Origin of the sequence: Pseudomonas sp. PIC25, from assembly GCF_002286785.1 — a bacterium.
Taxonomy (GTDB): domain Bacteria; phylum Pseudomonadota; class Gammaproteobacteria; order Pseudomonadales; family Pseudomonadaceae; genus Pseudomonas_M.
In genome coordinates, this window is the sequence record NZ_MUJY01000036.1 from 15,258 (window position 1) to 41,593 (window position 26,336).

Consider the following 26,336-nt stretch of genomic DNA (forward strand, 5'->3'; position numbering starts at 1 on the left):
TGCCGTCGGCCGTGGGCGCGAAGACCAGGCCGCGCGGAAGGTCGAGGGCCCGCCAGTCGAGGCGGTCGCCATCGGCATCGTGACCGTAGAGCGTGACGCTCAGGGGCACGCCTTCGGCGGCCTCGATGCGTACCGGCGTGGAGGCATCGGCGGCGCCGCTGTCGGCCCTTTGCTGGCCATTGATTTCCAGGCCCAGCAACGCCGGCGCCTGGTTGGCTTCGCGCACGACGATGCGCAGCGTGTGGCGGGTGACGTTGGGCACCGGACTGGCCGGATGGGTGTAACCGGCATCCTGGGGCGGCAGGCCCTGGTCGGTCACGCTCAGGACGATGTCGCGGCTGCCGATGTCACCCCCGGTCGGGGTCCAGCTCAGCGTGGCATGGCCGTACTGCTCGGCCGGGGTGAGCGCGGCCCTGAGAGGCAGCCCCTCGGCCGCCCAGGTCAACGCATCCTGGTCGAGGTCGGCAGCCAGCAACGCGACCGACAACGGCTGGCCAACGAGGGCCACGACCTGCTTCGGCGCGGCGATGACCGGCGCTTCGCTGACGCTGCGGACCGTGAGGACGAAGCCCTTGGTCTGGGTCAGGACCTGATTCGCGTTGCCATCGCCGTTGTCGCTGGCGGACACCCTGATGGCGTAGTCGCCGCGGTCCCCTTCGCCCGGCGTGAAGCGCAGCACGCCGGTGATCCTGCCGACGCTGTCGGACGGGTTGCGGATGAAGCTGGCGAAGCGTGGCAAGCCGGTGAAGCTGAGCTCGACCGGATTGCCGTCGATGTCGTCGACGCTGATCGGAATCTCGATGACGCCGCCCTTGTCCACGAAGGCATTGGCGATGTCGCCGATCTGCGGCGCGCGGTTGGCGTTGCTGACCTCGATGGGTAGCACCCACTGGCTGACCGCGGGCACGCCGGTGCCATCGCCATCATCGGTGGCGGTCACCGTGAGGCTGTAGCTGCCCGCCTGCAGATAGCCGGGCGTCCAGACGATTTCCAGCGTTTCGGGATCGAAGCTCGCCCCTTCCGGCAGGCCGTCGACCTGGTAGCTGACGGTCGGTGCGCTGGTGTCCGGGCCGATTGCCGGGGCACCTTCGCGCAGACGGACCTTGGGCTCAAAGCCCGGGTTGTCCGGATCGAAGGCAAAGGCGCTGATACGCAGTGGCTGGCCTTCGAGCACATGCCAGGTCTCGGCCGGCGCGAACACCGGTGCGCCGTTGGCGTTGGCGACGTTGAAGACGATCTCGCGGGTGACCGAGGTGGTGGATACCTCGCCATCCGGCGCCGTCCAGGTGGCGATGAGATGGACGGGCACGGTGAAGCTGCCGTGCTGGGCATAGCCCGGCGTCCATTCGAGCCAGCCGGTCTCGGGATTGAGGGACGCGCCGCCGGGCAGCCAGGGCGCGATGTATTTCAGTGCCACGGTGGTGCCGTCGGCCTGGGTGAGGCCGCCCGGCACGCTGCCGGCCAGTTGCAGGCTGTAACGCTCGCCCTCGCGCAGGGTCTGCGGGGCAACGGCGAGCAGCACGGGCCGTGGATGGCCCTGCTCCACCGTGACGGTGAAGCGGCGGCTGACCTGTGCCTTGCCGTCGCTGGCGATGACGGTGATGCCCTCGTAGGTGCCGGCCTGGTCGTAGCCCGGCGTCCAGGTGAGCATGCCGCTGCCGGCGTCGAAGACGGCGCCGGCCGGGAGATTGCGGACGGTCAGGGTGAGTGCGTCGCCATCGGCGTCGGCCGCCGTGACGGGCAGGCGCAGGGTTTCGCCTTCGCGCAGGATCATTTCGCCCAGGTTGGCGATGGTGGGCAGGTGGTTGCCCCCCGCCACCGCGAGCTGGAAGCGCTTGAAGGCGACGCCGCCCCGGCTGTCCTGCACGCGCACGACGATCTCCGTATCGGCGGCGGCATTGGCGGTGGGTGTCCAGGTCAGCGTGGCACGCTGGCGGTAGCCTTCCGCCGCGGCGACCACCTCGGTCTCCGGTGTCAGGGTGACGCCGGCCGGCGCCTGTACCAGTTGCCAGTGGAAGCGCGTGCCATCCGCGTCGGAGGCTTCGATTTCGGCCGTCCAGGGCGTGCCGAGCGCGGCGCCCGGTAGCACGGTGGCAGCGTCGGTGTCCGGATCGTCGATGCCGGCCACGGTGAGTTGCGGCGGCAGGTTGCCCTGCGGGACGGCGTAGACGCCGTGGCCGAGGTTGGCCTTGACGAGGTCGGCAAGGCCGGCGCGCGGCGCGAACACACTGGCCGGCACGATGCTGACGGTCTGGTCGGCCAGGGTCGCGCCGACCGCGAGCTTGCCACCCAGCCCTTGCAGGGCGGCGCTGAGGTCGAGCAGCCACAGCCCGGACTGGTCCGCGCTGGGGACGGCACCCTCGGCGATGACGCCCTCGAAGTAACGGCCCGGATCGAGCAGCAGCATCAACGGCCCCCGGAGGTCGTCACTGCCGACGTTGGTGATGGAAATGTCGTAGCTCACCTCCCCCGTGCCGCGATCGGCACGGGTACGGCTGAATTCCAGCCGCAACTGGCTGCTCATGTCGTTGAGCGCGGTGAAGTGGCTGACATAGACCTGCTCGAGCGGCACTTCGGTGTCGCTGGCGAGGTGCCGGCCGATCTCGAGCTGGTAGGCGCCCGCCTCGAGCCCGGCCACGTCGAGCCAGGCCGTCCGGGTGGCGGCATCCCAGGTGACGGATTGCGGGCGCAATACGGCTCCGCCGTTGGCGCCGAGCACGGTCAGGTTGTAGTTGGCCGGATTGAGGACGCTGCCGGCGTCGCCGGCCGCTCCTGTCCACATGGCCTGGTCGAAGACCACGCCGATGCGGTTCATGGGCAGTGCCACCAGGGCGCCATCGGGCACGGTCACCGCTTGCACCATCGGTGCGCGGCGCGGCGCGATTTCGTCGATACGGCCGGTCTGGGCCACCAGGATGCGACCGTCCGCCGTGGCGACCACGGCTTCGCCGCGGGTGCCTCCCGTGGCCAGTTGCAGCATGCGCCGGCTGTCGAGTTCGATCATCCAGACGGCGGATTGGTGCGGGACTTCCGCGTTGCCGGCCGTTACCGGGCGTTGCCGGCCGTTGCTGGAGGCGATGAGCAAGCCCTCCAGCTCGGTGCCGGCCGCGCCGAACGCGAGGCTGTCGATCAGGCCGGTCAGGCGGTATTCCAGCTCCGCACGGCCCGCCGTGCGGCCGCCCATCGGGAAGCTGACGATGTCGGTGGTCGCGGCCAACGCCGCACCGGCCACCTCGCCACCGCTCCACGTCACGCCCCACAGGCGGCCATCCGGTCCGAAGGCCAGGTCGCCGACACGCTGGTTGCTGAAGTGCTTCCAGGCCTTGGCAAGGTCGGCCTCGGCAGGGTTGAAGATCTCGATGCCGTTGCCCGACGAGACATAGATTTCGCCCGTCTGCGCATGAATGGCCAGGGCGTGGGTCAGCGGGTCGCCGCCCGGCCCCTTGAGGCGCTGGAGAACGGCGCCGCTGCCGGCGTCCACTTGCAGAAGCTCGGCTCCGGTCATGATCCAGAGCTGGCCCCGGGCATCCACCGCCATGTCGAGGATGGGGGTGTCGAGCGTGAACAGCGGCGAGGTGCTGCGCCCGCCCTTGGCGTCGTAGTGGTAGACCTCGTTGCGCAGCGCGCCGGCGCTGGCCAGGAAGGAATGGTCCGGCAGCTCGACCAGCGCCTGGGCGCCGATATCGGCGTCGCTGGCCGCATAGCCATCGGCGAAGCCGCGCAGGCTGAACGGTGCCAGGACGCTGCGAAGTTCGCTGGTCTGTTGCGTGGCGACCTGCCCCGGCAATTGCCCGGTGGCCTGTTCGAACAGTGCGTTCCGCGGATAGTCGCGATCCTGCGGGGCGAGTGGCGTTTCCCGGGTCTGGTCGAGGGTTTCGAGCACGCCGAGATTGTCGAGCACCGCCTGGCGGGCACCGTCGTCCGGCAGTACCGCATTGGCGACCGAGGCGGCCTCGCGGTTGCCCGCCTTGTCGGTGGCCACGGCGAGGAACTCGTAGTGCTTGCCAGCCACGCCGGTGAACACGGCCTGGGTGGTATCCGGGCCGACCTGGCGCAGCCAGATCTTGAAGTCGCCACCGTCCTCCGCGACGTAGACGGTCACGGACTGGATGCCGCTGGCAGAGTCGATAGCCGTCCAGCGCACGTCGAACGTCGGCGCGCCCTGGGTATCGTTACCCAGGGCGGTGACCGCGAGCGCTGTCTGGGGCGCGTGGACGTCGAGCCGCGCCGATACGACCTCGCTGTCGATCGGCGGGGCGGCGTCGATCAGGATGCGCGCCGACGCGGTGATCTCCGCGCCGGAAGCGGCCGTGTCGGCCGAACGGATGGTGTAGCTGATGAAGCCGCGGGTCTGCTGCTCGGCCTGGGTCTGGCTGGCACCGGCGCTGGCGACGAGCAGGCCGCGGGTGGCGTCCTGCATGACTTCGCCCGTGTCCGGGTCGATGGCCTGCAACAGCCAGGTGGCGATGCCGGTGGAAGCATCCACGCCCGCGCTCACGCGCAGGATGAAGCCCTTGGTGGCCGTGAAGTCGAAGTCGCCCTGGAAGTTGGCCCGGTCGCTCGGCAGGTGCACATTGATGTCGCCGATCTTGAGGTCGCCCAGGCGCAAGGAGCGCGGGTCGAGGTTGGGGTCGAGCTGACTGACGATCCGCAACTGTCCGGCCGGGGTTTCGGTCGGGTTGTTGAAGGACACGGTGTACGGCAGCGCCGTATCGCCCGGCAGGTAGCGGTTGCCGTCGTCGCCGAGTACGGGCTGCGGTCCACGCACGCTCACGGTGGCAGCCGTGGCACTGCTCTGCCCGGCCGCCTGCTGCAGGTATTGCGAGAGGTTCAGCGCCTGCCCGGCCACCGGGTTGAAGTTCGCATCGAGCACGCCGATGTGGCGCAGGTACTCCAGTTCGCTGCGGTTGCCGGCGAAGACGTTGAAGTTGATGAAATGGGTGTCATGGCTGGCGCCCAGGTCGAACGCGGAGGCGTCGGCCAGGCGCGGGACCGGGATCTCGGCCATGTTGCCTTCGTTGTCCTCACGCACCTCCACGTATTCGATCGGCGCCTTGGCGGCCGCCGGGTCGCCCGCGTGGGCCGCGGTGTCGCCATACCACTGCTGAACCTTGGCGAAGAAGCCGAGGATATCCGCCTGGGTGCGGTAGCTGTCGCCGCCTCGGCTGAGCAGGATGCCGGTGGCCAGGGTGGCATTGAGGCTGAGTACCTGGGGGTTGTCGCGGATCGGTGGTGCCTCGTCCAGGGGACGCAGCAGCCCCGCGGCCTCCAACGCCCCGAGCCAGCCGTCAATCCATTGCGCCTCGTCGGCCGCCAGCGCAGCGAGCGCCGACGGCGCCGTGTCGTCGGCCAGGATGGCGGCGCGCAGCTTGCGAGCGTGCGCGCTCTGGTCGGCGATGAATTCGTCACGGGTAATCGGCGTGGCGGCACCGACCACGTTGAACCGGAACGGCATGGCCAGGGCCTCGAGCTTGGTGATGTGCTCTTCCGGCTCTCTGGAGATGAACTTGGCGGCCAGCCCCTCGGTGATCCTGTCCAGGTCCTGCACGCCGCCGTCGAGCAGTCCCTGCGCTTTCCAGTCGGGCCGTACGGCGTAAAGCTTGTCGCGCAACCCTTCGAAGTCGTAGGCGAGCCATTCGGCCAGCCCCGGATAGGTCTGGACGTTGAAACTCATGCCGACGAAGCCGCCAGCCGGGACATCGAACGCGTAGCCAGGAGCCAGGTTGAAGCCGGCGGTGTTCTGCACACCGTCCAGCTGCGCCCAGGCGATGTCCGAACGGGAGGTCCCATCGGTGGGCGTGGTTCCGTACTGCTGGGTGTTGCCAGCGGCATCGAGCGTCCGCCCCGCCGGCTGCCCGGCCACATTGGTGCCGAACACCACGTAGGGCAAGTCGAGACCGCCCAGGACGTCGGCGCTGTATCCCATCTCCGGTACGCCGACATCGAAGCGCACGTAGGGCGTGTCGACGTTGGTGAGGCTCTGCAGCGAGACGCTGTAGGTGCTGCCCTCCCCCGGCTCCAGGCTGCGGGTGCCACCGATGCCGATGGTGACGTCGGCCTCGATGCCGCGTTCGACGAGGTAGCGCTGTGCTTCGGTGACGCGCTGGCCGTCCGGATTGATGACGCTCACGTCGTACAGCCCGTGCGGGGCGTCGCGCAGGTCGAAAATGGCCCGGATATGGGTCGCATCGATCACCTGCCAACGCTGCGGCTCGACTTCATGGATACCGGGCCGGGCCAGCTTGACCAATGCCCCCGCCTTGAAATGGGCGCCGTAGATATCGAGCGTGACCCAGCGGTGATTCTCGTCTCCGGTCCCGCCCTGGTCGGGCGTGATCCGGCTGATCGACAGGGGCAGCACGTCCGCGCGAAGCGTGACCGGCGAATTCGCCGCGCCCTCGCGGGCGCGCACGAGAATGTAGTAGTCGCCGGCTCGGGTACTGCCGATGACCGCCTGCTGATCGGCGGCGACGGGGTTGCCATAGGCGGCATCGAAGAGCGAGCCCGTCGGAACGTCGCCATAGCGGATATACAGCTCGTTGCTGCCCTCGAGGGCAGCGGCGTCGAGACTCACCTGCAAGGTTTCGCCGGCAGCGACGCTGACCTTGTAGAGACAGGCCTCGCCCGGGCTCAGGGTGGTTTCCACCGGGCTGGCCATCGCCAACTCCGGTACCGCCACCTGCAGTGTGGCGCCGGAAGCCATCCGGTTGTTGGCCTCGCCCGGAGGCAGGTTCAGCCCGATCGCGGTGTAGTCGATCTTGCCTTCGAAAACCTCGTTATAGAGGTCCGGCCGGACGATGATGCGCCAATGGCCGTCCTTGAGCGGCGGCAGTTTGGCCGACAGCGAGCCGGTGTAGCTGGCCCCGCCCGCCAGATCGCCGACGTGGTCGATCTTGCCGATCAGGATGTCGCCCACGTCCCACGCCTTGTCGGCGGACAGGTAGAGCGCATCGGTCCAGCGTCCGTAGGCGGTATTGATCGAGTCGTTGGTGATGACGTAGTCGACGCGGATCTCGTCGCCCACCTTGGCGCTGGCGGGCAGCGTCACGTTGCTGACCTTCAGGTCCGCCGGTGGCGGCGTTTCGATCAGGATGGGCTGCTCAGCGGCGGTGGCGTTGTTCTGGTCCAGACCGAACTCGCGCACGCGGCCGAACTCGCCCGCGCCCCAGGCGCGGGCCGGGTCGGTCACGACAAAGACGTAATACGGCCCCTCCAGGCTGGTGGGCGCCGTGACGGTCAGGCTGCCGTCGTACCCCGCGCCGGCGGCCAGGCCGCCGTTGTGCTGGACGTAGCCCAGGTAACGATCCTGGTTGACGTCGAGGAAGCGGTCCTTGGACAGGTAGATCAGGTCGTACCAGCCCGCTTGATCGCTCGGCGTATCGCCGCCCTTGTTGAGCACCTGATAGCCGACCGTGAAGCTCTGGCCGGCCAGCACGCTGTTCGGAGCCTCGACCAAGGCCACCTGCAGGTCGGGAGGCGTGGCCAGCGTGATGGGCAGGTCGATGACCGCCGTGTTGTTACCCTCGTCGCGGAACTCCGGCACGCTGCCGGAAGGTTCGCCAAGACGGGCGAGCCCTGGCAGCCCGTCCCGGATGGTGCTGGGCTCGTTGTTCCACGGGTCCTTGAATACCGGCGTATCGGTGCGCACGATCAGCTTGAAGTCGCCACTGATGGATTCCGGCAGCCGGAAAGTGGCCGATGCCGTGTAGGACTCGCCGGGCTTGAGGGTTCTCTCGCTCACGCCGATCGCCTTGGCCTTGAGCAAGGTTTCGGTCTGGGTGCCGCGATCCACCAGCGGGTAGTCGCTGAAATCCAGAGAACCGTCGCGCGACAGGTAGAGGCCGTCGTACCAGTTGCCGGTGCGCGTTTCCCGCGTGCCACGGTTGGTGACCGTCCAGGTGACGGTTACCGTCTGGCCCGAACGCGGGGCCGGATCGGACACGACGATGCTGTCGACCTGGAGGTCGGGTTCACGGTAGGCGATGTCGATCCCGCCGCGGGAAATGTTGTTGTCGTTGCGCAGGCCCTCGTAGACCGAGCCAGGCCGCTCCTGTGTCCCGGCATAATGCTGCGTCGCCGAATCGTTCCGTCCACCGCCCAACAATTCGCCCTTCGGGCGCCCCTTGCGGTTGAGGCTGTCGTTGGCGTCGTCGGTGATGACGTAGAGGTAGTAGTTCCCGTCCGTGCCCGCCGGCAGGCGCACCTTGGCGGAAACCGTGTAGCTGCCGCCCGCGGCCAAGCCGTCCACATTGGCATGAACGAACGAGCCCAGGAAGGTGGCTCGCGCGGGAATGAACTCGGGATCACTGCTCAGGTAGACCGCATCCACCCAGCTCCGCGTGCCGGCCCAGACCGCGCCACCCGCGTTGCTGACCGTCCAGGTGACGGTCGTTTCCTCGCCGGAGAAGGCATTCGGTTCGGTGACGACTTCGGTGACCCGCAGGTCCGCCGGGTTCACCCCGACGAGGGACGCGGCGGCACCGGCGTTGTTGTTCTCATCGGTCTCGGCGACCGTCTTCGCCGCATCGGTGCGAACGACGAGATAACGGCCCTGGAGCGAGGGGGCGAGCTGGACGGTCTGGGTGACGCTGTAGCGCTCACCGTTGCCGAGTCGGCGATTCTGGACATAGTCGCCCAGGTGCCAGATCTCCCGGGCGGCGTCCCAGTCCGGGTTGTCGGTGAGATAGAGGGCGTCGGTCCAGGTGCCGTCGAACACGTCGCCCCGGTTCTGCACCGTGTAGCTGAAGGTGTAGCTGCCTCCGGCATCGGCCGCTTCGGGCGCGACGACCTCGGTGACGGCCAGGTCCGGCGGCGTGATGCCCAGAATGCTGATCGACCGGGCCTTGTAGTTGTTGTTGTCGATCTGGGTGGCATCGTCCGGGTTGATGTTCGAGGCCAGGGTGTCTTCGAGGATGACGTCGTAGGTATCGCTCCATACGGTGATGAAGTATTCGCCCGAACGTACGTTCTCCGGAATCTTGACCTGCGCCGTACCCAGGTAGTCCTCCCCTATCGCCAGGTTGCCGACGTGGGTGAAGGAGCCGAGCAGGATGTCGCCCTTGTTGGCGCCCGGACGACGCGCATCGTGGGCGAGCCAGACGGTGTCGGTCCAGGTGTTGAGGCTGGCCGCTTCGCCGCGGGTGGCGGCGCTGCCGCGGTTGGTGACCGTGTAGCGGACTTCGATGTTGGCGCCGTGCACGGCCTGGTCGGGCGCCACGACGTTGCTGGTCACGAGGTCGCCGAACGGCACCGGATCGACATAGAACCGCGCCGCCCGGATGTTGTTGGCCTCGTTGGGATACTCATCGATGGCGTTGTTGCCGTCTGCCACGACGATCAGGTAGACGTCGCCACGGTAGCGAATGGGGATGTCCACCATGGCCGTTTCGTTGCCATAGGACTCCGACGGAGCCAGCGCGGCACCATTCTGGAACTGGCCGACCAAAAGGTCGTCGGCGCTCAGCGTGGCGTCGAGCGACAGGTAGACCTTGTCCGTCCAGCGCCCGCTGGTGGCCACAGCCCCCATGTTGCTGATGGTGTAGCGGATACCGGCGGCGGTGCCGGCCGTCACGTGCTCGGGCACGCTGACGCTGGCGACGCGCAGGTCCGGCCTGGCCAGCATGCTGACGGCGGTGGTGTCGGCGGACACCAGGGCATTGTTGTCGCGCGCGGCGCCATGCTCGTAGGTCTGGCTGCCGCTGCCGCCCAGGTTGGCGTTGGTAACGACCTTGATCCGGTACAGCCCCTCGATCTTGGCGGGCAGGCGCACCTGTTCGCTGCGGGTATAGCGGATACCCGGCTCCAGCCCCCGGTCGTAGGTGAAACTTCCCAGGGAAACGGCGTTGCCGCCGTTGACCGGTACCAGCCAGACGGTATCGACCCACAGGCCGGTCGCCTCGGCCTCGCCCCGGTTCTGCACCGTCCAGGTGACATCGACCAGCGCCCCTTCCTGGGCGGACGCCGGCAAGCCAATGCTCTCGACCACCAGGTCGGGCGACTTGGACAGGGTGACGGGCACCGCGGCCGAGCTGCCGGTGTTGTTGGCGCTATAAATGAACTCGAACGGGCCGCCCGTGCGCACGTTCAGGTAGTAGTCGCCTTCGATGCCTTGCGGCAAGGTGACGTCGATACTGCGGCTGTAACGGTCGCCGACGGCCAGTTGGCCGGTATGGCGCGCCGAACCGAAGGTGGCGACCACGCCGCTGCCATCGGGGTTGCGACTGAGCCAGACACTGTCCGACCAGTCGGCGCTGTTGGTGATGCCGATGCCGTTGTTCACCACCTCCCAGCTCACGCGCAACGAGCGCCCGCTGGCGGCGTCGCCATCGACCGTAACCGAGGCGACCTGCAGGTCGGCGTAGGGGATCGGCATGACGTCCACATCGTGGCCGAGCCGCGCCACGTTGTTGGCTTCGGAATGATTCTCGAAGACCGCGGCCCTGGCATCGGTGACGACGAAGAGCTTGTAGCGGGCCGACGTGCCCGCCGCGAGCAGGATGCTTTCCCTACGGCTGTACGACTCGCCGGCGGCCAGCGCCCCCTCATGCAGGAACTCGCCGAGCACCTTGTCGTCGGCATTGCCCAGGGTCTCGTCCTGGGACAGGACGATCCGGTCCACCCAGCGATCGGTCTGTCCCGCGCCGGTTCCCCGGTTGCTCACCGTCCAGTCCACCGTGAGCGTCGCCGGATCGTCGATGACCCGCTCCGGCGCGCTGACGGCCGTAACGGTCAGGTCGGCGTAGGGCGCCAGCTCCGCGGTGAGCTGCACCGCTCGCCGGTTGTCCGCGCGATCTGCATCGTCAAGCACCCGGTTGGTGTCGTTGATCACCAGGAGTTCGTATTCGCCGTGGAAGTCCAGCGGGATATCGAAGTCGGCACCGGCCCGGTAGTTGCCGCCGGCGGCCAGGCCGTCAACGTGGGCCACCTCGGCCACCTTGCGCTGAACGCCGCCTTGGACCAGATAGACGCTATCCATCCAGGTGCCGGTTGCGCTGTTGCCGTGGTTCTCCACCGTCCATTGCACGTGGACCGTGCTACCGGATACGACCAGGCTCGGCCCTTGTACCTCAGTGACCGCAAGGTCGAGTCGGGCGACCTGTACGGGCGTTTGCGCAACAGCCTGGTTATTGCTTTCGCCATCGCGCTCGTAAAGGGTGTTGTCCGCGTCGGTCCGCACGACCCAGCGGAACTCGCCAACCGGGAAGCCGGCCGGCAATGTGAAAGTGACGCTGCGCTCGCGGCTCTCGCCAGCTCCCAGAGGCTCGCCCTGGAGCACGCTGGCAACCTCGTGCAGACCCTGGTCGCCACGGTCGATGTAGAGGCGATCGCGCCAGGCGCTGCCGGTCGCCTGACCGCCCTGGTTGGACACGGTGTAGCTGACGGTGGCCTGGTCTCCCGGACGCAGGCTGAGCGGGCCCGTCACGGCCGACACGGTCAAGTCCGGCACGGGTGCCAACCCCACCTGGAGCCTGGTCGCGCTCGCCAGGGTGTTGTTTTCCGTTCGTCCGAGTTCGGTCACCGTGCGGTTGGTGTTGGTGTCGACCAGCACGTAATAGGCACCGCTCAGGTCACGCGGCAACGTCAGCGTGGCGCGGCCCACGTAGGATTGTCCGGCTGCCAGCAGGCCCGCATGGGTAACGGACCCCGCGAGCACGATATCGTCCTCGCCGCCGAGCAGCGGGTCGGCCGACAAGACAATGCGGTCGTTCCACAACGACAGGTCGGTCGTGGCATTGCCCTCGTTCTTGACCTCCCAGGTCACCAGAATGCTTTCGCCGCTCTGGGCGAGCGTCGGCGCGCTCAGCGTCACGACGCGCAGGTCGGCGTACGCGGCGGCCAAGTCGATGGCCCTGGCCTGGCTGGCGTTATCCGACCGGGTGTCGGGCTCGAGCACTTCGCTGGCGGTGTCGGTGCGCACGCCCAGGTAATAGCGGCCTTCCGGACGCATGGGGACGCGGAGGGTCGCAGTCTGGGAATAGGATGCTCCCTGGGCGAGGCCGCCGCTGTGGCGGACGGTGCCGATCACCACATCGTCGGCGTTGCCGATGATCGCGTCGGTACTCAGGATGATCTGGTCGTTCCAATCCCCTGTGGTGGCCGCCTGGCCACGGTTGGAGACGGTCCAATTGACCGTCACCGACTCGCCGCCGACACCTGTCGCGGGCACGCCGACCTCATCGATTCGCAGGTCGGCATAGGGCGTGGCAGCCGAGACGATGCGGGTATTGGCGCCGTTGTTGGTTTCGGCGTCGTTGTTGAGGTTGGTTTCGAACAGCACGCCAAACCCGGCTGAATTCTGGTCGGCCGTCACCGAGATGCTGATGTCCCCCGCCCCCTTCAGGCCATCGGGCAAACGGAAGGTGAAGCTCCGCTCGCGCCATTGCCCCGGCTGAATGGCGCCGAGCAGCTGCCCCTCGACGATCTGCAGCGGATCGTAGGCCAGGCTGGTATCGAGCAGGGTGATGCTGCCCGTGGTGTTGAGCACGACGATGCGGTCATCGAACGCATTGCCGGTGGCACTGCTGCCGAGGTTCCAATCCTCCCATCGCACGGTCACCAGGCCGCCGGCCTGGATGGTTCCTTCATCGATCCGCAGGTTGCGCACCTGCAGGTCGGGACCCGCGCTGCGGCGCAGCTCGGTGAGGTTATTGCTCTCCCCGGTGCCCGAGGCATTGGTTTCGACCACCTCGGAGGCGCTGTCCGCCAGCACGCGGATGGAGAACTGGCCGGACGACGAGACGCCCGTTGGCCACGCGAACTGGGCACGGCGTTCACGCTGGGCATCGACGGCCAGCGGGCCGGCGGAAGCCTCATCGCGAACGGTGACCGTGGCCACAAGCTCGTTGGTGGACAGGTTGCGCACTTCGAGACGCTCGCTCCACCCCTCTTCGACCGCCTGGGTTCCCCGGTTGGCGGTGGTCCATGTCACCTCGACGGCCTGGCCCGGCTGATAATTGCCGTCCGGCGTCAACGCCAGGTTTTCCACCACGAGGTCGGCATAGGCGGCCAGCGCCACATCCACCTCCGCGGTCAGGGCGTTGTTGCCCTCGCCGGTACCGGTGGCATTGCCTTCACGGATGACATTGTCCGCGTCGGTGATCACCGTGAATGCGAGCCGGCCCGCCGCGGCTACGCCGCCGGGCAATTGCACCACCGCGCTGCGGGTGCGGCTTTCGCCCACGGCGATGCTGCCGGATTGGAGGGCGTCATACGGCACGGTGAGGTTGGCGACCAGGGCGCCGGTATCGAGGTTGCGTACCAGTATCCGGTCGTTCCACTGGGTGGTCGTCGGTTGGACACCACGGTTCTCGACGACCCAGCGGACCTGAACCGCCTGACCGGTCAACAGGTTATCCGAGGGATCGAGGGTGAGACTGTTGACCGCCAGGTCGGGCGCCGGGCGGACAACCAGGCTGTCCAGAATGATTGGCGCCTTGTCCGGTACCTTGACCACGTTAAACGCGACGCTGGCTTGCGGCCGAGTTTCGGTGTTGAGTCCCTCCAGCAGCAGCGTATAGGTACCGCTCATGCTCAAGGCTTGCGGTTCCTGGTCGTAGCCGGTGAACAGGTCGCGATAGCGCCACCTGCCAGCGCTCGAATCCCAGATTGACTCGGAACGGCTCTGGCCCATGGTGCTCGATAAAACCACCCGTCCCGACGGATCGAGCAATGTCCAGCGCGGCACGCCATGGGAAGTACTGGTGTCCATGAGCTCGGAGCGAGTCGTGAGCGCATCGAAGTAATAGCGCTCACCCGCCGTCGCTTCGAACCGGTACAACTGCACGCCATTCGACGGTGTCAGGACCGTACTGACCGGAGCGCCGGGCACGATGGCCACCGCGGCACTCGCATCGAGGACACGGAACAGGTACGGCACGGCGGTGGCAGACGGGTTGTCCAGGGTAAGCACATAATCGCCCGCCGCCAGGCGCGAATGGGCGTCATAGTTGCTCAGCATCGACTGGTCGAAGACCACGCCGTCGGAACGTTGCAGGCGCCAGCGCACGTCTCCGCTGGTATTGAGGTTATCGAATACCAGGGTTGCGGCCTGATCGAGGTGTAGCGCGTAACGCACGACCGCGCTCCCGTTCAGGGTGCCGCTCTGGGTGGTGTTGAGAACGATATCGCCCCGATCCTCGGCCTGGACCATCGAGAAGGCATAACCCTGCGCCGTCGTGCGGGAGCTGTCGCCCTCGATGGCCAAGAGATAGGTACCGGTCATGGTGAGGTCCAGCTTGACCTGATCCAGCGATCGCCACTGACTGACGAGGGTGTTGCCTTGCGGATCGATCAGGCGCCAGTAACCTGAAATCGCCTGCTGGCTACGGAGATAGTACGTATCGCCCGCTGTCGCATCGAAGCGATAAAGCTGGGTGGCATTGCCGGGGCTCAGGGTGCCGCTGATGGAAGTGCCTGGCGTCAACGTCTCGGCAGCGCCCGCCGTCAGGATTCGGAACTCGTAAGGCAACGAGTACCACGTGTGCGTACTGAACACGCGCAGCGTATAGTCCCCGGCCGGCAATACGGTAATGGGATCGCGCCCGTTCTGGTAAAGCGATTGGTAGAAGATCTGGCCATTCGCACCCGTCAATGTCCAATAGGCGTAGTTGTCAGCGGTACCGCCGCTGCTGGTCCTGCGGGCATCGAAGGCAAGTACGCCGGGCTGATCGAGGCGCAGGTGATAGCTCGTCGGCGCATAGGCAGTGGCCGTGCCGCTGTAGACCGTATCGAAGGCCACCTCGTTGAGACTGGCAATGAAACTGTAGGAAACCGCAGGCGCGGCCTCGTCGAGGCCATCGATCACCAGATAGTAAGTGCCCGCCCCCTCACCCGTGAGGCTGACAAGGTCCGAGGCAACACCAAAATCGCCGGACGCTTTCCATGATCCGCTGTTGCTATAGAGCGTCCAGCGCACATTCTCGGAACTGGCCGACTGGGGAATGAACCTGAAACTCTCGTTTGCCAGGGCGCTGAACCGGTAGACGCGGGAGCCGGAACCAGGCTCCAGGGTGCCCTCGACGACTTGAGCCGGGACGATCGGCAAGGCGGCCTGCGCCAGCTCGAGCAATTGGAAGGTGACGACGTCATCTGGCGCAGGCGCTGTGTCGGTCGCGAATACCAGCGTATAGCTTTCACCCGCCTGGACAGTAATCAAAGTGCCGTTCGAATCGGACATGGTCCCGCTGATGCGCCGGTTACCCTGCTGATCCTCGAGATACCAGCCTCCCTCCCGGCCGTTCAGCAGGTCCAGCCACAACAGGCCGTCTCGATCCGCCTGGAGCCGGTAACGCAGCGTGCCGTCCCCGGCCAGTGCATCGGTCACCGTCGAACCCAGCGTCAACGGTCTGATGGATGCCGAAGCAACGGCGCGGAAGACCAGATCCAGCGGGGTCGATGAAACACTCGAATCGAAATCCGTGTCCGCGAGAAGGTAATACCTGCCGTCGGCAGGCAGGTCGCGCAAAACGGAAAGACCGTTCGCCCCGCTGCCACCGTCGATCCTGTTTCCATTGGCATCGATGACGACAGGGCGAATGCCAGTCCCGGAGCCGTTCGCACGCCCATAGACCAGGCTGTCGGCCTGCGAGGCATTCACGGCGACGATCGCGGTGCCGCCGGACGGCACTTGTACCTGAACCGCGCCATTGGCGTCGGCCTCGATGGCCGCCGCCAGATCGAGCAGGCGCATACTGACCTGCTCTTCGGAGAAGGGTGTCCCTTTCAATACCAGCGTGTATTGACCCGCCGCATCGAGGGCCAGGAGGCCGGCTTCGGGGGCATAGGCATGACCCGAGGCAATCCGGCTCCCCTGACTGTCCCAGACCTCCCATCCACTGACGGAAGCCGGATTCAAGAGATCAACGTAATACTGAACCGGCCCGTTGGTCTCGAAGCGGTAGCGCAGAGTGCCATCGGCGTCGAGCGACCCGGTTGCCGCTTCACCGAGAGCGGGAAGCGCCGGCGTGGCGAACGGTGTGGCGATACGCACCGCAAACACCTGATCGGCCGGAGCATCCTCATACCAGGCCGTATCCCAAATGAGCGTGTAGGTGCCAGTACTCGGCAGGTTGCGGAAGGTGTACCAGTCATCCAGGCTGTTGGACAGGAAAAACGCCTGGCCAGCCGGATCCAACAGGTGGAACGCACCGGCGACATCGACACTGCGCGGCAGATAGACAAAGCTGTCCCCTGCCTTGGCGTCGAACTGGAAGAGTTGCGCCACGCCTGTGGAGGCGCCTCCCACCGTGGTATCGGCGTCCAGCGCGATAGCCGACGCCGCGTTCAGGTCACGAAGTTCGAGCGCATAGGATGACCCGTTCCAGCTCTCCGACTTCAGCGTCAGGACATAACTCCCCGCGTCGAGATCGAGCAGCGGACCGTTCCGGGAAGCGGACCGCGCATCCTCCCAGCTCCCCGCGCTCACCGGCTCGCCATCCCTTGTCAGCGACCAGGACATCGCTCCCTGAAGCCGCGAAGGATCGAGGAATACCCGATGCGCTTCGGTCAGCGTGAAGTGGTAGCTGTCCGTGACCGTCGCATCGACAGTCCCTGCAACCCGGTTGCCAAGCTCGATGGGGAGCACCCGCTCACGCCACTCCCGCAATTCGAGCCGCGCATCGGTCGGCACCGATGCGTACGCTTCGGAAAGCCAGAGGAAGTATTCGCCAGCCCGCGAAGCCGTATAGGCGCGATAGCTTTCATCGTTGGCGTAGATCCAGCTGAGCGTGCTGTTGGGCCCCAGAAGCCGCCAGCTCGCATTACCGGGGGAGCGCATGTAGATCGTCTCCCCGGCGGCCAGGCTCACCTTGTACAGACGCGCACCGGTGGGGACGATATCGCTCCCTGGCTGTACGACCTGCGCGTGCGCCTCGTCCTCAACGCGTAACTCGACCTTGGCCTCGGTTCCGTATTTGCTGTTGCTCACTGTCAGGGCATAGTCGCCTGCCTCCAGCCAGATCGAGCGAGCATACCTTCCTGACATATCAAACGATCCGGACGTCAGGCTGCTTTGCACGCCTTGCAGACTCCAGGGCAGGTAGCGGTCATCCGCCGTCTTGCCTGAAACGGAGTACCAACCCGCGGAAGCGACACTGAACCGGAAACTCGTGTTCGCTTTGGCGGGTATCGCGACGGACAGCGCCGCTCCCAACTGCAGCGTTTCCCCTTCCGGCCGCGTATCCACATGCCGCGCCAGGTCAACGACGAAGCGGTAATCCAAAGGCTGAGCATTGCCCAGGTAGCCATCCAACAAGAGCAGGTAGCGTCCGGATGCATTGATCGAAATCTCGGACACGGCTCCATCGGACTCCGACCGGGTGTATCCGGCTGAATCGATCAACCGCCAGCGGATGCGGCCCCCTTCGATGGCGTCCATCGTCAAGGCGATCTGATCCCCCGCCCGTGCGGTGAAGGCATAGCCTACGGCCTGGGCACCCGGCATGAGCGTACCCTGTTGCGCCTCGCCGTATGCCAGCTCATGTTCCACTGTCTGCGGCCGGGCCATGAGGCGGAAGGCGAAAGGCGCTTCCGCCGCCTCCCCGCTCGTGGTGGGCCTGGAAAGAATCAGGCGATAAGCGCCCGCCTCGACCGGTATGAAGCGGCTCCACTGGCTCGTATCCGAAGCGAAAGAGGCGCTGGATACGTACTGCCCATCAAGGGCGTTGACGAGCCGGTAGCTGAAGTCGGCATTGCCCTGCAAGGCATCGAACAGCAGCGATGTGGGCTCGGTGAGATTGAACGCGTACTCGGCCACATTGCCCGCCAAGGGGAAACTGCCGGATACCACCTCACCCACGTTCAAAGGGGTGGGAACGATCGGCCGGACAGCCACTTCGTAGCCAACGGGCTCAGCACTGCTCGCATCGCCACTGCGGTAGAGCACGAGTACGTAACGCCCGGATTCGAGCTCGCCGGTATCGCGGGACGCTCCGCTGCTCGCATTCAGTTGGGTGGTGCCATTGTGATAGAGCGACCATGCCATCCCGGCGGCGTTGGTCGCTGCCAGAGCCACGCTGACTCGGCCAGGCTGTACTATGTCGAAGGCATAGGCCACCGCTTGCTGACTGTCCGTCAAGGTCCCCTGCGCGCCCTCGGAAGCGAGGGCTGGCGCATCCATATCGAGCAGCCGAACCCGGTAGGCCCCTCCAGCGGAATTGTCACTGGCGAACGTCAGGACGTAATCGCCCGCCTGGAGAAGCGTAGCGTCGACCGGAAGGGTGCCGTCGTTCAGATACCGCCAACCCGCCCCACCCAGCCCCGAACCGGCAGGCGCAATGCGCCAGCGCACGCCACTCTCGCTGCCCTCCGAAACCACCAGCAGACGCTTGGCGGTGGCAAGATCCAGACGATAGCTGTGGTAGTCGTAGGGCGCGGCAAGTCCGCCGCTCACGACGTCTCCGACGTTGGCGTCATGCATGACCTCGCGGGCCAGGGTCGCGGTCAGCGTGTAGCTGACACTTCCCAGAGAGGCAGCGGCGTGGTCGACCAACACCCAATACTCGCCCGCCGTGGAACCGGTGTTGAAAGACACGGCGGTGTCCGAAGCCCCCACGACTTGGCCGTTCGGGGCAATGACCATGACCCGGCCACCCTCGCCTTGCGCACTTACGTACCATTGTTCTCCCGCCCGCGCCTCCAGACGATACAGTCCGATGTCGCTGGGTCCGGTCAGAGCGCCGGCAGTAGCCGTGGCATCGGCCAGGCGAGAGGCGCTACCCACATCGCTCAAGCGCAGAGCATATTGGCCGGGAACCTCATTCCGTCCCGTATTGCCCGTGATCACCAAGCGATAGGTGCCAGCCGCCAGGTCGAGAATGGCCGGCAGCCCCTGGCTGCCCGAGTACCCGAGCGCGTTGCCCTGGGCATCGGCGAGCGACCAAGTGAAGCGATCGGTCAGGCCGCTGAGCGCCAGGCGTTGTCTGGTCGCCAACGAGAATGTCCAGGTATCGGTCACCTGGGCCGCCGCCAGGCGTCCGTCGTTGTTTTCACCGAGTAACAGCGCGTGCTCCTGATCGCGTGCCAGGTTCACCGTGAAACTCAGGTCGGTATCCGCCGGGACAGGCAGACCCGCCTGCACCACCAGGTAATACCGCCCCGCCGTGCCAATCGCCTGGTTGTAGCCATGGCGACCATCCTGCCACCCCAGGACGCCTCCGCTGGCGTCCAGCAGAGCGACCTGCAGGGCCATCCCCTCGTCCAGCGGGCCAGGCTGGTACGCCAGGTAGTCGCCAGGGCTTCCTTCGAAGGCGTAAACGAGCGTGCGCCGATCATCGCCCAATGATGCGGATTTCGAGCCATCGAGAGATTCGGTGGTCAGGGCGCCGAGATCGAGCAGACGAAAACGCAACGCGCTCGCCGCATGGCTGCGCGAATAGACACGAAGCGTATAGGTTCCCGCCACCGCCAGCTGCATTGCCGCACGGTCTATCGTGAAGTCGCTGCTGCGCAGGGTGCCGTTCGGCCCAAGCAATTCCCACAAAAGGTCGCTGTCCGCGCTCAACCCTTCGAACAACACCGTGGTCGGCGCCTCGATGTCGAAGGTGTATCGGTTCTCTTGCGCGGGCCGATCCAGGGCATCGCTCACCAGACTGGACAACTCGAGGGGCAGTGTCTTGATGGAGGGTTGGCGCAACGCCATGTGATAGCGTTGAGTGTCGGTGCCGTCCCCTTTCAACGCCAGGTAATAGGATCCCGACGCCAGCAAGAAGGGAGAGGAGTCTCCTTGTGTATTGCCCCCCGCTTTCCATTCGCCGGAGGCATCGTAAAGCGTCCAACCGGCCCATGGGTTGGCTTCGCCGATGTCGTCCCAGATCAGCTCCACGGGGCCGGTCACGTCAACCCTGTAGGTTTGCCCATTTCGGGCGGCGGAGAGCTCCAGCTCGGTTTCCGTATCCACGGCAAGGGAAGGCAAGGAAGCCACATCAGTCACTCGCAGACTGAAGCTTTCCGTACGCAAGTCGCTTGCGGAAACGGAAAGGTCATAGTTCCCTGCCGGCAAATCCAGAAAGCGCGGCCACCCGTTGAAGCCGCGGTTGCTCACTTCGCCGCCTCGGGGGCCGCTCAGGCTCCAGCCGAGATTCTGACCGTTCCCGGTCTCGATCAAGAGGCGCGTCGGGGCGGTCAAGGTGAAACTGTATTTGACGATTTCGCCAGGCGTGGCGATTTCCCCGTTGACGTCCTGGTTCAGGGCCAACACCGCCGTCGACGTGGTGTACGGCTGCAGGTTGAACTTGACCGCGCGTGGCTGGGTGGCCGGGGAATTGGACGTTACGGCCGGAAAGAGCGCCAACAGGTATTCGCCACTGGCGTCCAGAACGATATCCGGCTGGTCGTAGGAGGTTTCACCGCTACGCAGGACACGTCCGAAGGGATCGATCAACGACCATCGGACGGCTTCATTGGTCGCGTAGTAGTTGTTCAGGCCATCGAAGTAATACCGCTCCCCGGCACTGGCATTGAACCGATAGAGTCGGGATTCGCCAGCAGGCATCGTGTCGCTGATCGGCGTGCCGGGGAGGAGATCGACGGCCGCCACCCTATCGATCATGCGGAACCGGTAACTGGCGGAGACATCTTTGGTATTACGCAGCAGCAAGGTGTATTTGCCCGGCGCAAGCGCGTAGCTGTTCGCATCCTGGGTCAGCGAGCTCCAACCCACCGCGGTGCCGAGTGGCCCCTTGAGCATCCACTGCAGGTTCTCAGCGTTGCCTTGCTCGTTGTTCAAGGCATCGAACACGACGGTCGAGGCTGAGTTCAGCGTGAAGGTGTATTCGGCGAGGCTGTATCGATCATCGAGCACACCGCCGAATTGGTCATTCATGACCAGCGAATCGACGGTCCGCTTCTGCTGCCCCAGTGTGAACGTGACATTGCTGCTACCGGAAGCGTAGTAATCCCCTTCATTCAGCAGCGTATACGATCCGGTCACCGGAAGGACGAACGAGGTGCCGACGCTGTCGCTGTCAACCGACGCGACCTTGCGGCCATAGGGGTCGACCAGGGTCCACCGTGAACTGGAGGAACTATCGCTCCAGTTGAGAACGACCGTGGCATTGGCCGTCGCCTCGAAGCGGTAGCCCAGCGTGGCGTTGCTCGGTGAGCGCGTCACGGTCATCTGCTGACCCAGTTCGAGGGCGGGCAGCGCTGCCGCATCGAGCACCTGGAACGCATAGGAGCCGCTGTTACTCAGCCCTCCGGAATACGACGCGCCCTTGATGGTCAGGGCGTAATCGCCGGCAGGCAGGTTGAACACCGGGTAACCGTAACTTCCATCGCTGCTGTACAGCGACCGTTGCTCGACCTCCGCTCCCCGTGGCCCCACCAGGGACCAAATGGCGCTGCTGCTGGACTGATTCCGGGTGTCCAGGACCAGCAAGGTGTCCGCAGCCAAGGTGAAGCGATAGGTCTGTGTCGCATCCCAGGATGGCAGGGTACCGGCCACCACGGTCCCCAGGACCAGCTCCTGCCCCTCCGGCAAGGCGGGCTGAGGCTCATTGCCCGCGGCATTGAGCTGTATCCTGTAATCGACCGGCGCCACATTACCCACCTGCCCCTCGACGAGCAGCGTGTAAATTCCGGCGGTCTTCAGCGTCACGGCGGCGCGGTTTGTGGCGAGATTGTTGGAGCCGTCGACGTCACGGCCGAAGCGATCGATCAGTCGCCACGTAGCGCTGCCGCCGCTGACGCCATTCGATTGGAAGGCCAGTCTGTCTCCTGCGGCCACTTCGAAGCGATAACCCTGTACCGCATTCCCCGGAGAGAGAGTCCCCGCGATCTCGGTGTTCAGATTGATGGCGGGCTCGGTCGCCAGATCCACCAGACGGAACGAGTAGGCACCGGTTGCGCTCCCGGTGCCGGCCACCACCAGACGGTAACTACCAGCCGGCAGGTTCAGCAGGCTCAAGGCCGAGGCCGCGTCGCTCCGATCGAAGCGGCGCCGCGCCACCTCCTCGCCACGCGGCCCGAGGAGCGACCACACCAGATCGGAGCGATTGGTACGCGAATCGAACGCCAGTTGAGTGGCCGCCGACAGTTCGAACGCGTAGACCGTGGCTTGACCGGCTGTCTCGACGTTGCCGGAAACCACTTCGCCAAGGGCCAAGGAGGAGATGACATCCGGGACCCTGTTGACGGCGAATCGATAATCGACCGTCGCATCGACCGTGTTACCATCCGCGCCATCCATCACCAGCCAGTATTCGCCCGTGGTGTCGACGGTCAACGGACTATCCGCCGTCATCAGATCACTGGACGCCACCTGCACTCCGAATGGATTCACGAGCCGCCAGGACAACGCCCCGCCGGCCAGGGAACGTCCCTCCACGAAGACACGCTCGCCGGCATTCAGTGACATCTTGTAGAGCGCCGTTCCGCGCGCAAGATCAAGCGTCCCGGCGACTTCACTACCCAGCGTGAGCGATTGGGCCGATGCGCCGGTCAGCAACCGGAACGGGAACTCGCCCGTCGCTCTCAACGATGAGGGATCGATGGCTAACGAATAGGCACCCGCCGACAACCGAAGCCAGCCCAGCCCATCGGCATAACGGGTAACCGCGGTCGAGCTGCTCACGTTCGAGGCCTTGGTGCCTTCCGGCCCGGTCAACGTCCAGCGAACATTCGCATGGGTGAGCCAATCGAAGAGAACCGGAGTGTCTTCGGACAATTCGAAAGTGAATTGAGCCACTTGCCCGATCTGGTCGATACGCGCGCTTACTACGGTGTCCAGCGACAGGTCTGCTTTACTGTCGGGCACTTTGTGCAGTGTGAATTCGTAGTCGGCCGGCGCCGAATTGTAAACGGGCCCCTCCAAAACGAAGAGATATTCCCCGCTGTACTTCAGGCTGAAGGTGTCCCGGTCCGAAGAGAGGTAATAGGTGCTGTCCTCCTGACGGCCATAAGGATCAATCAGATGCCAGCTCGCTCCGCCACCCGAAGTCGAACCGGACTGGAAATAAAGCTGGTCTCCGGCAGTAGCCGTGAAACGATAGACGGCGGACTTGTTGCCGCTGTCGAGAGTGCCTTTTACTTCCGAGCCCAATTCCAGGTCGGCCGCAGCCTCCGCATCGATGATGCGCAAGGCATATGCCCCCACCGCGTCGTTCTGCCCATCGACGGTGATCCGATAAGTACCCGGTGCCAGTTCGAAAACCGGCGAGCCGGCAGAGCCATCATCCGTGCTACTGAAGCTTCGGCTGGTGATCTGACCTGTGGGTCCTTCCAGTTTCCAGTTCAGATCGCTGCGATTGGTCAAGCTGTCGAAGACGACCCGGTGCGACTCCTCGACCGTGAATTCGTATTGGGTCTTCTCCCCCGGAACCGCCAGCTCTCCTTCAATTACCATGGCAGCCGGATTGACGTCGCCAGAGAGCAAGACGCGCGGTTCCAAGCTCTCGAAGCGGACGCCGGGCCCCTGCGCGGTCTCCCCATTGGCCCCGGACGATTGAGCCGCCAAGCGTTCCTGGCGCGACCGACGGTAGTTCGAAAGAACGCTGCCGAGAATCGAAGCCAAGGGCGACAAGGCGAAACGCTCGCCCATACGTTGACGATCTGCAGACTTGCTCATATCAGGGCTCCCAGAGAGAACATCAGGGGAAAAGACGTTGAAAAATGACCAGCAATGGGGCTTGAAGAGGCCATTGCTCTTGGATTCGAAGGTTCATTCCATTACGGAGGAGACGCGCCACCCTCCCCGACGGGGGCAGGGAAACGCGCCGTGCAGGTCACGCCTGCGGGTATTTCGAGATTCGGATTGGGCAGTTCCAGGAGCACGACGAAGGTGCCGCTGGCGGCATTCAGCAGGCGGTCGACCGAGCGCACCTGGGCGACATAGCGCTCCTTGGAAGAAAGCTCGGGAATGACATCGACCTTCATGCCGGTATGGATCTGGCCAAAGGTGGTTTTCGGCATCACCACCTGCACACGCAGCGGATCGAGCTGGGCGACCCGCAAGATGCCTCGCTTTCCGGCCCCCGGCTCCACGACCTCGCCGGCAAAGGCCAGTTGCTCGACAACGACGCCGTTGAATGGACTGCGAATCGTTCGTAAGGCAAGGAGGCTGCGCTGTTGCTGATGCTCAAGCTTGGCGAGCTGGCGGTTCTCGGACGCGACTTTCAGCTCCGCCTCGGCCAGGCGCAGCTCGGCCTCGGCGTCATCACTCTGCTGAGCCGGCATCAGATTTTCCTCTGCCATGGCTTGCAGGCGACCGAACTTGCGCTGGGCGAACTCAATCTTGCTTTTGGCGAGTTGCGTAGGACCGACTTGCTCCGACTTGAAGCGAGCCAGCTCCGTTGCGGCAATCTCCGCGTTCGACTCCAAATGGGCCAGGACCTGGCCTTCGCTGATTCGGTCCGCTCGACTGACGAGAACCTGAGCCAAAAGGCCTGTGATGGGCGTGCCCAGATCGACCGTCTGGTTCGGCTCGATCAAGCAGTTGAAGGCGTATGTGGGTGAGATACTTCCAAGACAACAGCAGGCAAGAAAGGCCTGGAGCCACGTCGTCACGGCCAAGCGTCGAGCGCTGCATGACCTTGGACCACCCGGTTTCCGTGACTTTCGCTTGAGTGAAGCGAAAAAACGCACCGGCTGACCCTTACACGACCCCATCCTTCCCCCTTGAGCAACCATGCCCATAGTGCCCTCCCAGCACTTTCGGTGCGTCACCACGCACTCATCCTCGCAGCATCCTGGCGCAGGATCCGCTCCCCCAATTCAATGGCGGGCAGTTATACCGATGTCAATGTAATGTCATCAACACAAATTGCTGAACATCGCTTACAAGCGTGAAGCATCGCACGCTGGGTATTCCGCTCTCGAAACGACAGCGGTTGCGGCAGGCAATGGCGTAGTACCCGGGCTCATCTCGACGGCTCGACGACCTGCAGCCCACACAAAGTGACACGACGCACAAACCAGAAGAGTTTATTGATCTGGATCAATAAACCCGCACAACCAAGACTCCAAATGCGTCTCAACTTCCCAAAAGATCAGAACTTTCAAGCCGCGATCGGTCAAAGCGAGCACGTTGCAGCCAGCTACGGGCTGCGCCCGCTGAAACAAGCAAACCACAGCCCTACACGAGGAAGGTGCATCGCCATTCTGGCGTGCCCCGCCATGGCGGGAATCGCCGTGTGAGCGATATCAAAATCCAGGGACCCATGCACCGTTTTGACAGGCAAGGAATCGCCGTTGGATTCGCCTACAGCAAAAGGGAGCTGACTCCATGGAACTACGCCGTCTTCGCTACTTTGTCGCCGTGGCAGAGGAAAAAAGCGTCGCTCGGGCCGCATCCCGCATTCACATCGAACCCTCCCCCCTGGCTCGCGCCATCAAGGATCTGGAAGCCGACCTCGGCGTACAGCTGTTTCACCGCCGCCGGGGAAACAACACCTTGACCTGGCCCGGCGAGGTGCTCTTGGAGGAGTCGCGCCGTCTGTTATCGGCGCTGGACAACGCGCGTTCGCGGGTAGCTTCCGCGGCGAAGGGCTATCGGGGCCTCTTGCGTGTCGGCATCGCCGATAGCCTGGCTCAACCGCAGATGACCGCCCTTCTGGCACAGTACCGGGAGGAAGATCCCCATACGGAAATCCGGCTTCGCGAAATGACGGTCTTCCAGATGCTGAACGCCATCAGCAACGATGAAATCGACGCTGGCTTCACCCTGTACCCCAAGCTGAGCCCCGGCTACGCCAAGGAAGAGGTCTGGACCGATCGGCCTGCCGTGGCCATTCCGGCGCGGCACCCGCTGCTGGCGTCGAGTCATGTTTCCTTGCAGCAAGCGCTTCGCTATCCATTGATCCTTTGTCATCCGGACCAGTGCGCGGGCGGCCACATGCTGATCAATCGCTGCCTCCATGAAACCAAGCTCTCGCCAACCGTCGCCGAATATGCCTCCGGCCACGAGTCCATGATGATGTTGGTGGCCGCCGGCTATGGCATTGGCTTTGGCCTGGAGTCCCAGATAGCGACGCATACCCGGCCCGATGTGGTGATACGACCGGTCGATGACCGTTTCTCCGACATCAAGACCTACATCGTTTACTCCGACAGGCCAATACCTCAGCACGTGCAAAAGTTCATCGATCGGGCCAAGGCCGTCGGTGCCAGCCAATCCTGAGCGGCAAGCCCCTTCGCCGGTCATCCGCTGCGGCATTGCACCGGGCATTGTTCAGCTCCTTGATATTTTTTATGTCGCACAGGATGACGTGATCGGTATGAACGAATACCGCCAATGCCTGGGTTGGAAACTGAGTTCCCGGCCACTGGCACTCTGTGGATTCTCTTGCCTGCTGGGGCCGAGCGTCTGGATCAGGCTTTCGGCTCATCGCAGCAGTTACAACACC

General features: G+C 64.9%; 4 protein-coding genes (1 of these 4 only partly in view). 2 read left to right on the plus strand and 2 right to left on the minus strand.

The window, feature by feature from the left end:
* Both BZL41_RS02525 and BZL41_RS02530 read right to left on the minus strand, forming a co-directional pair.
* A protein-coding gene (locus BZL41_RS02525) for a tandem-95 repeat protein (protein WP_095597848.1) crosses the window boundary here: on the minus strand, nucleotides 1-23,560 show its 5' portion. Its footprint begins 13,655 nt before the window's first position; 23,560 of the gene's 37,215 nt are visible here — the first part of the coding sequence; its start codon is at nucleotides 23,558-23,560; its stop codon lies off the left edge, out of view.
* Between the two features lie 101 nt (nucleotides 23,561-23,661).
* Nucleotides 23,662-24,627, minus strand: a complete 966-nt coding sequence (locus BZL41_RS02530; RefSeq protein WP_371916470.1) for an efflux RND transporter periplasmic adaptor subunit — start codon at nucleotides 24,625-24,627, stop codon at nucleotides 23,662-23,664.
* A gap of 291 nt (nucleotides 24,628-24,918) precedes the next feature.
* Here BZL41_RS02530 and BZL41_RS27710 point away from each other — a divergent pair, with 291 nt between their 5' ends.
* Both BZL41_RS27710 and BZL41_RS02535 read left to right on the plus strand, forming a co-directional pair.
* A complete protein-coding gene (locus tag BZL41_RS27710) occupies nucleotides 24,919-25,128 on the plus strand; it encodes a hypothetical protein (RefSeq protein WP_143518007.1) in 210 nt (69 codons plus the stop codon).
* 88 nt (nucleotides 25,129-25,216) lie between these two features.
* Nucleotides 25,217-26,110 (plus strand): LysR family transcriptional regulator, encoded by an 894-nt coding sequence (locus tag BZL41_RS02535; protein ID WP_095597849.1) that lies wholly within the window; start codon nucleotides 25,217-25,219, stop codon nucleotides 26,108-26,110.
* Nucleotides 26,111-26,336 lie beyond the last annotated feature (226 nt).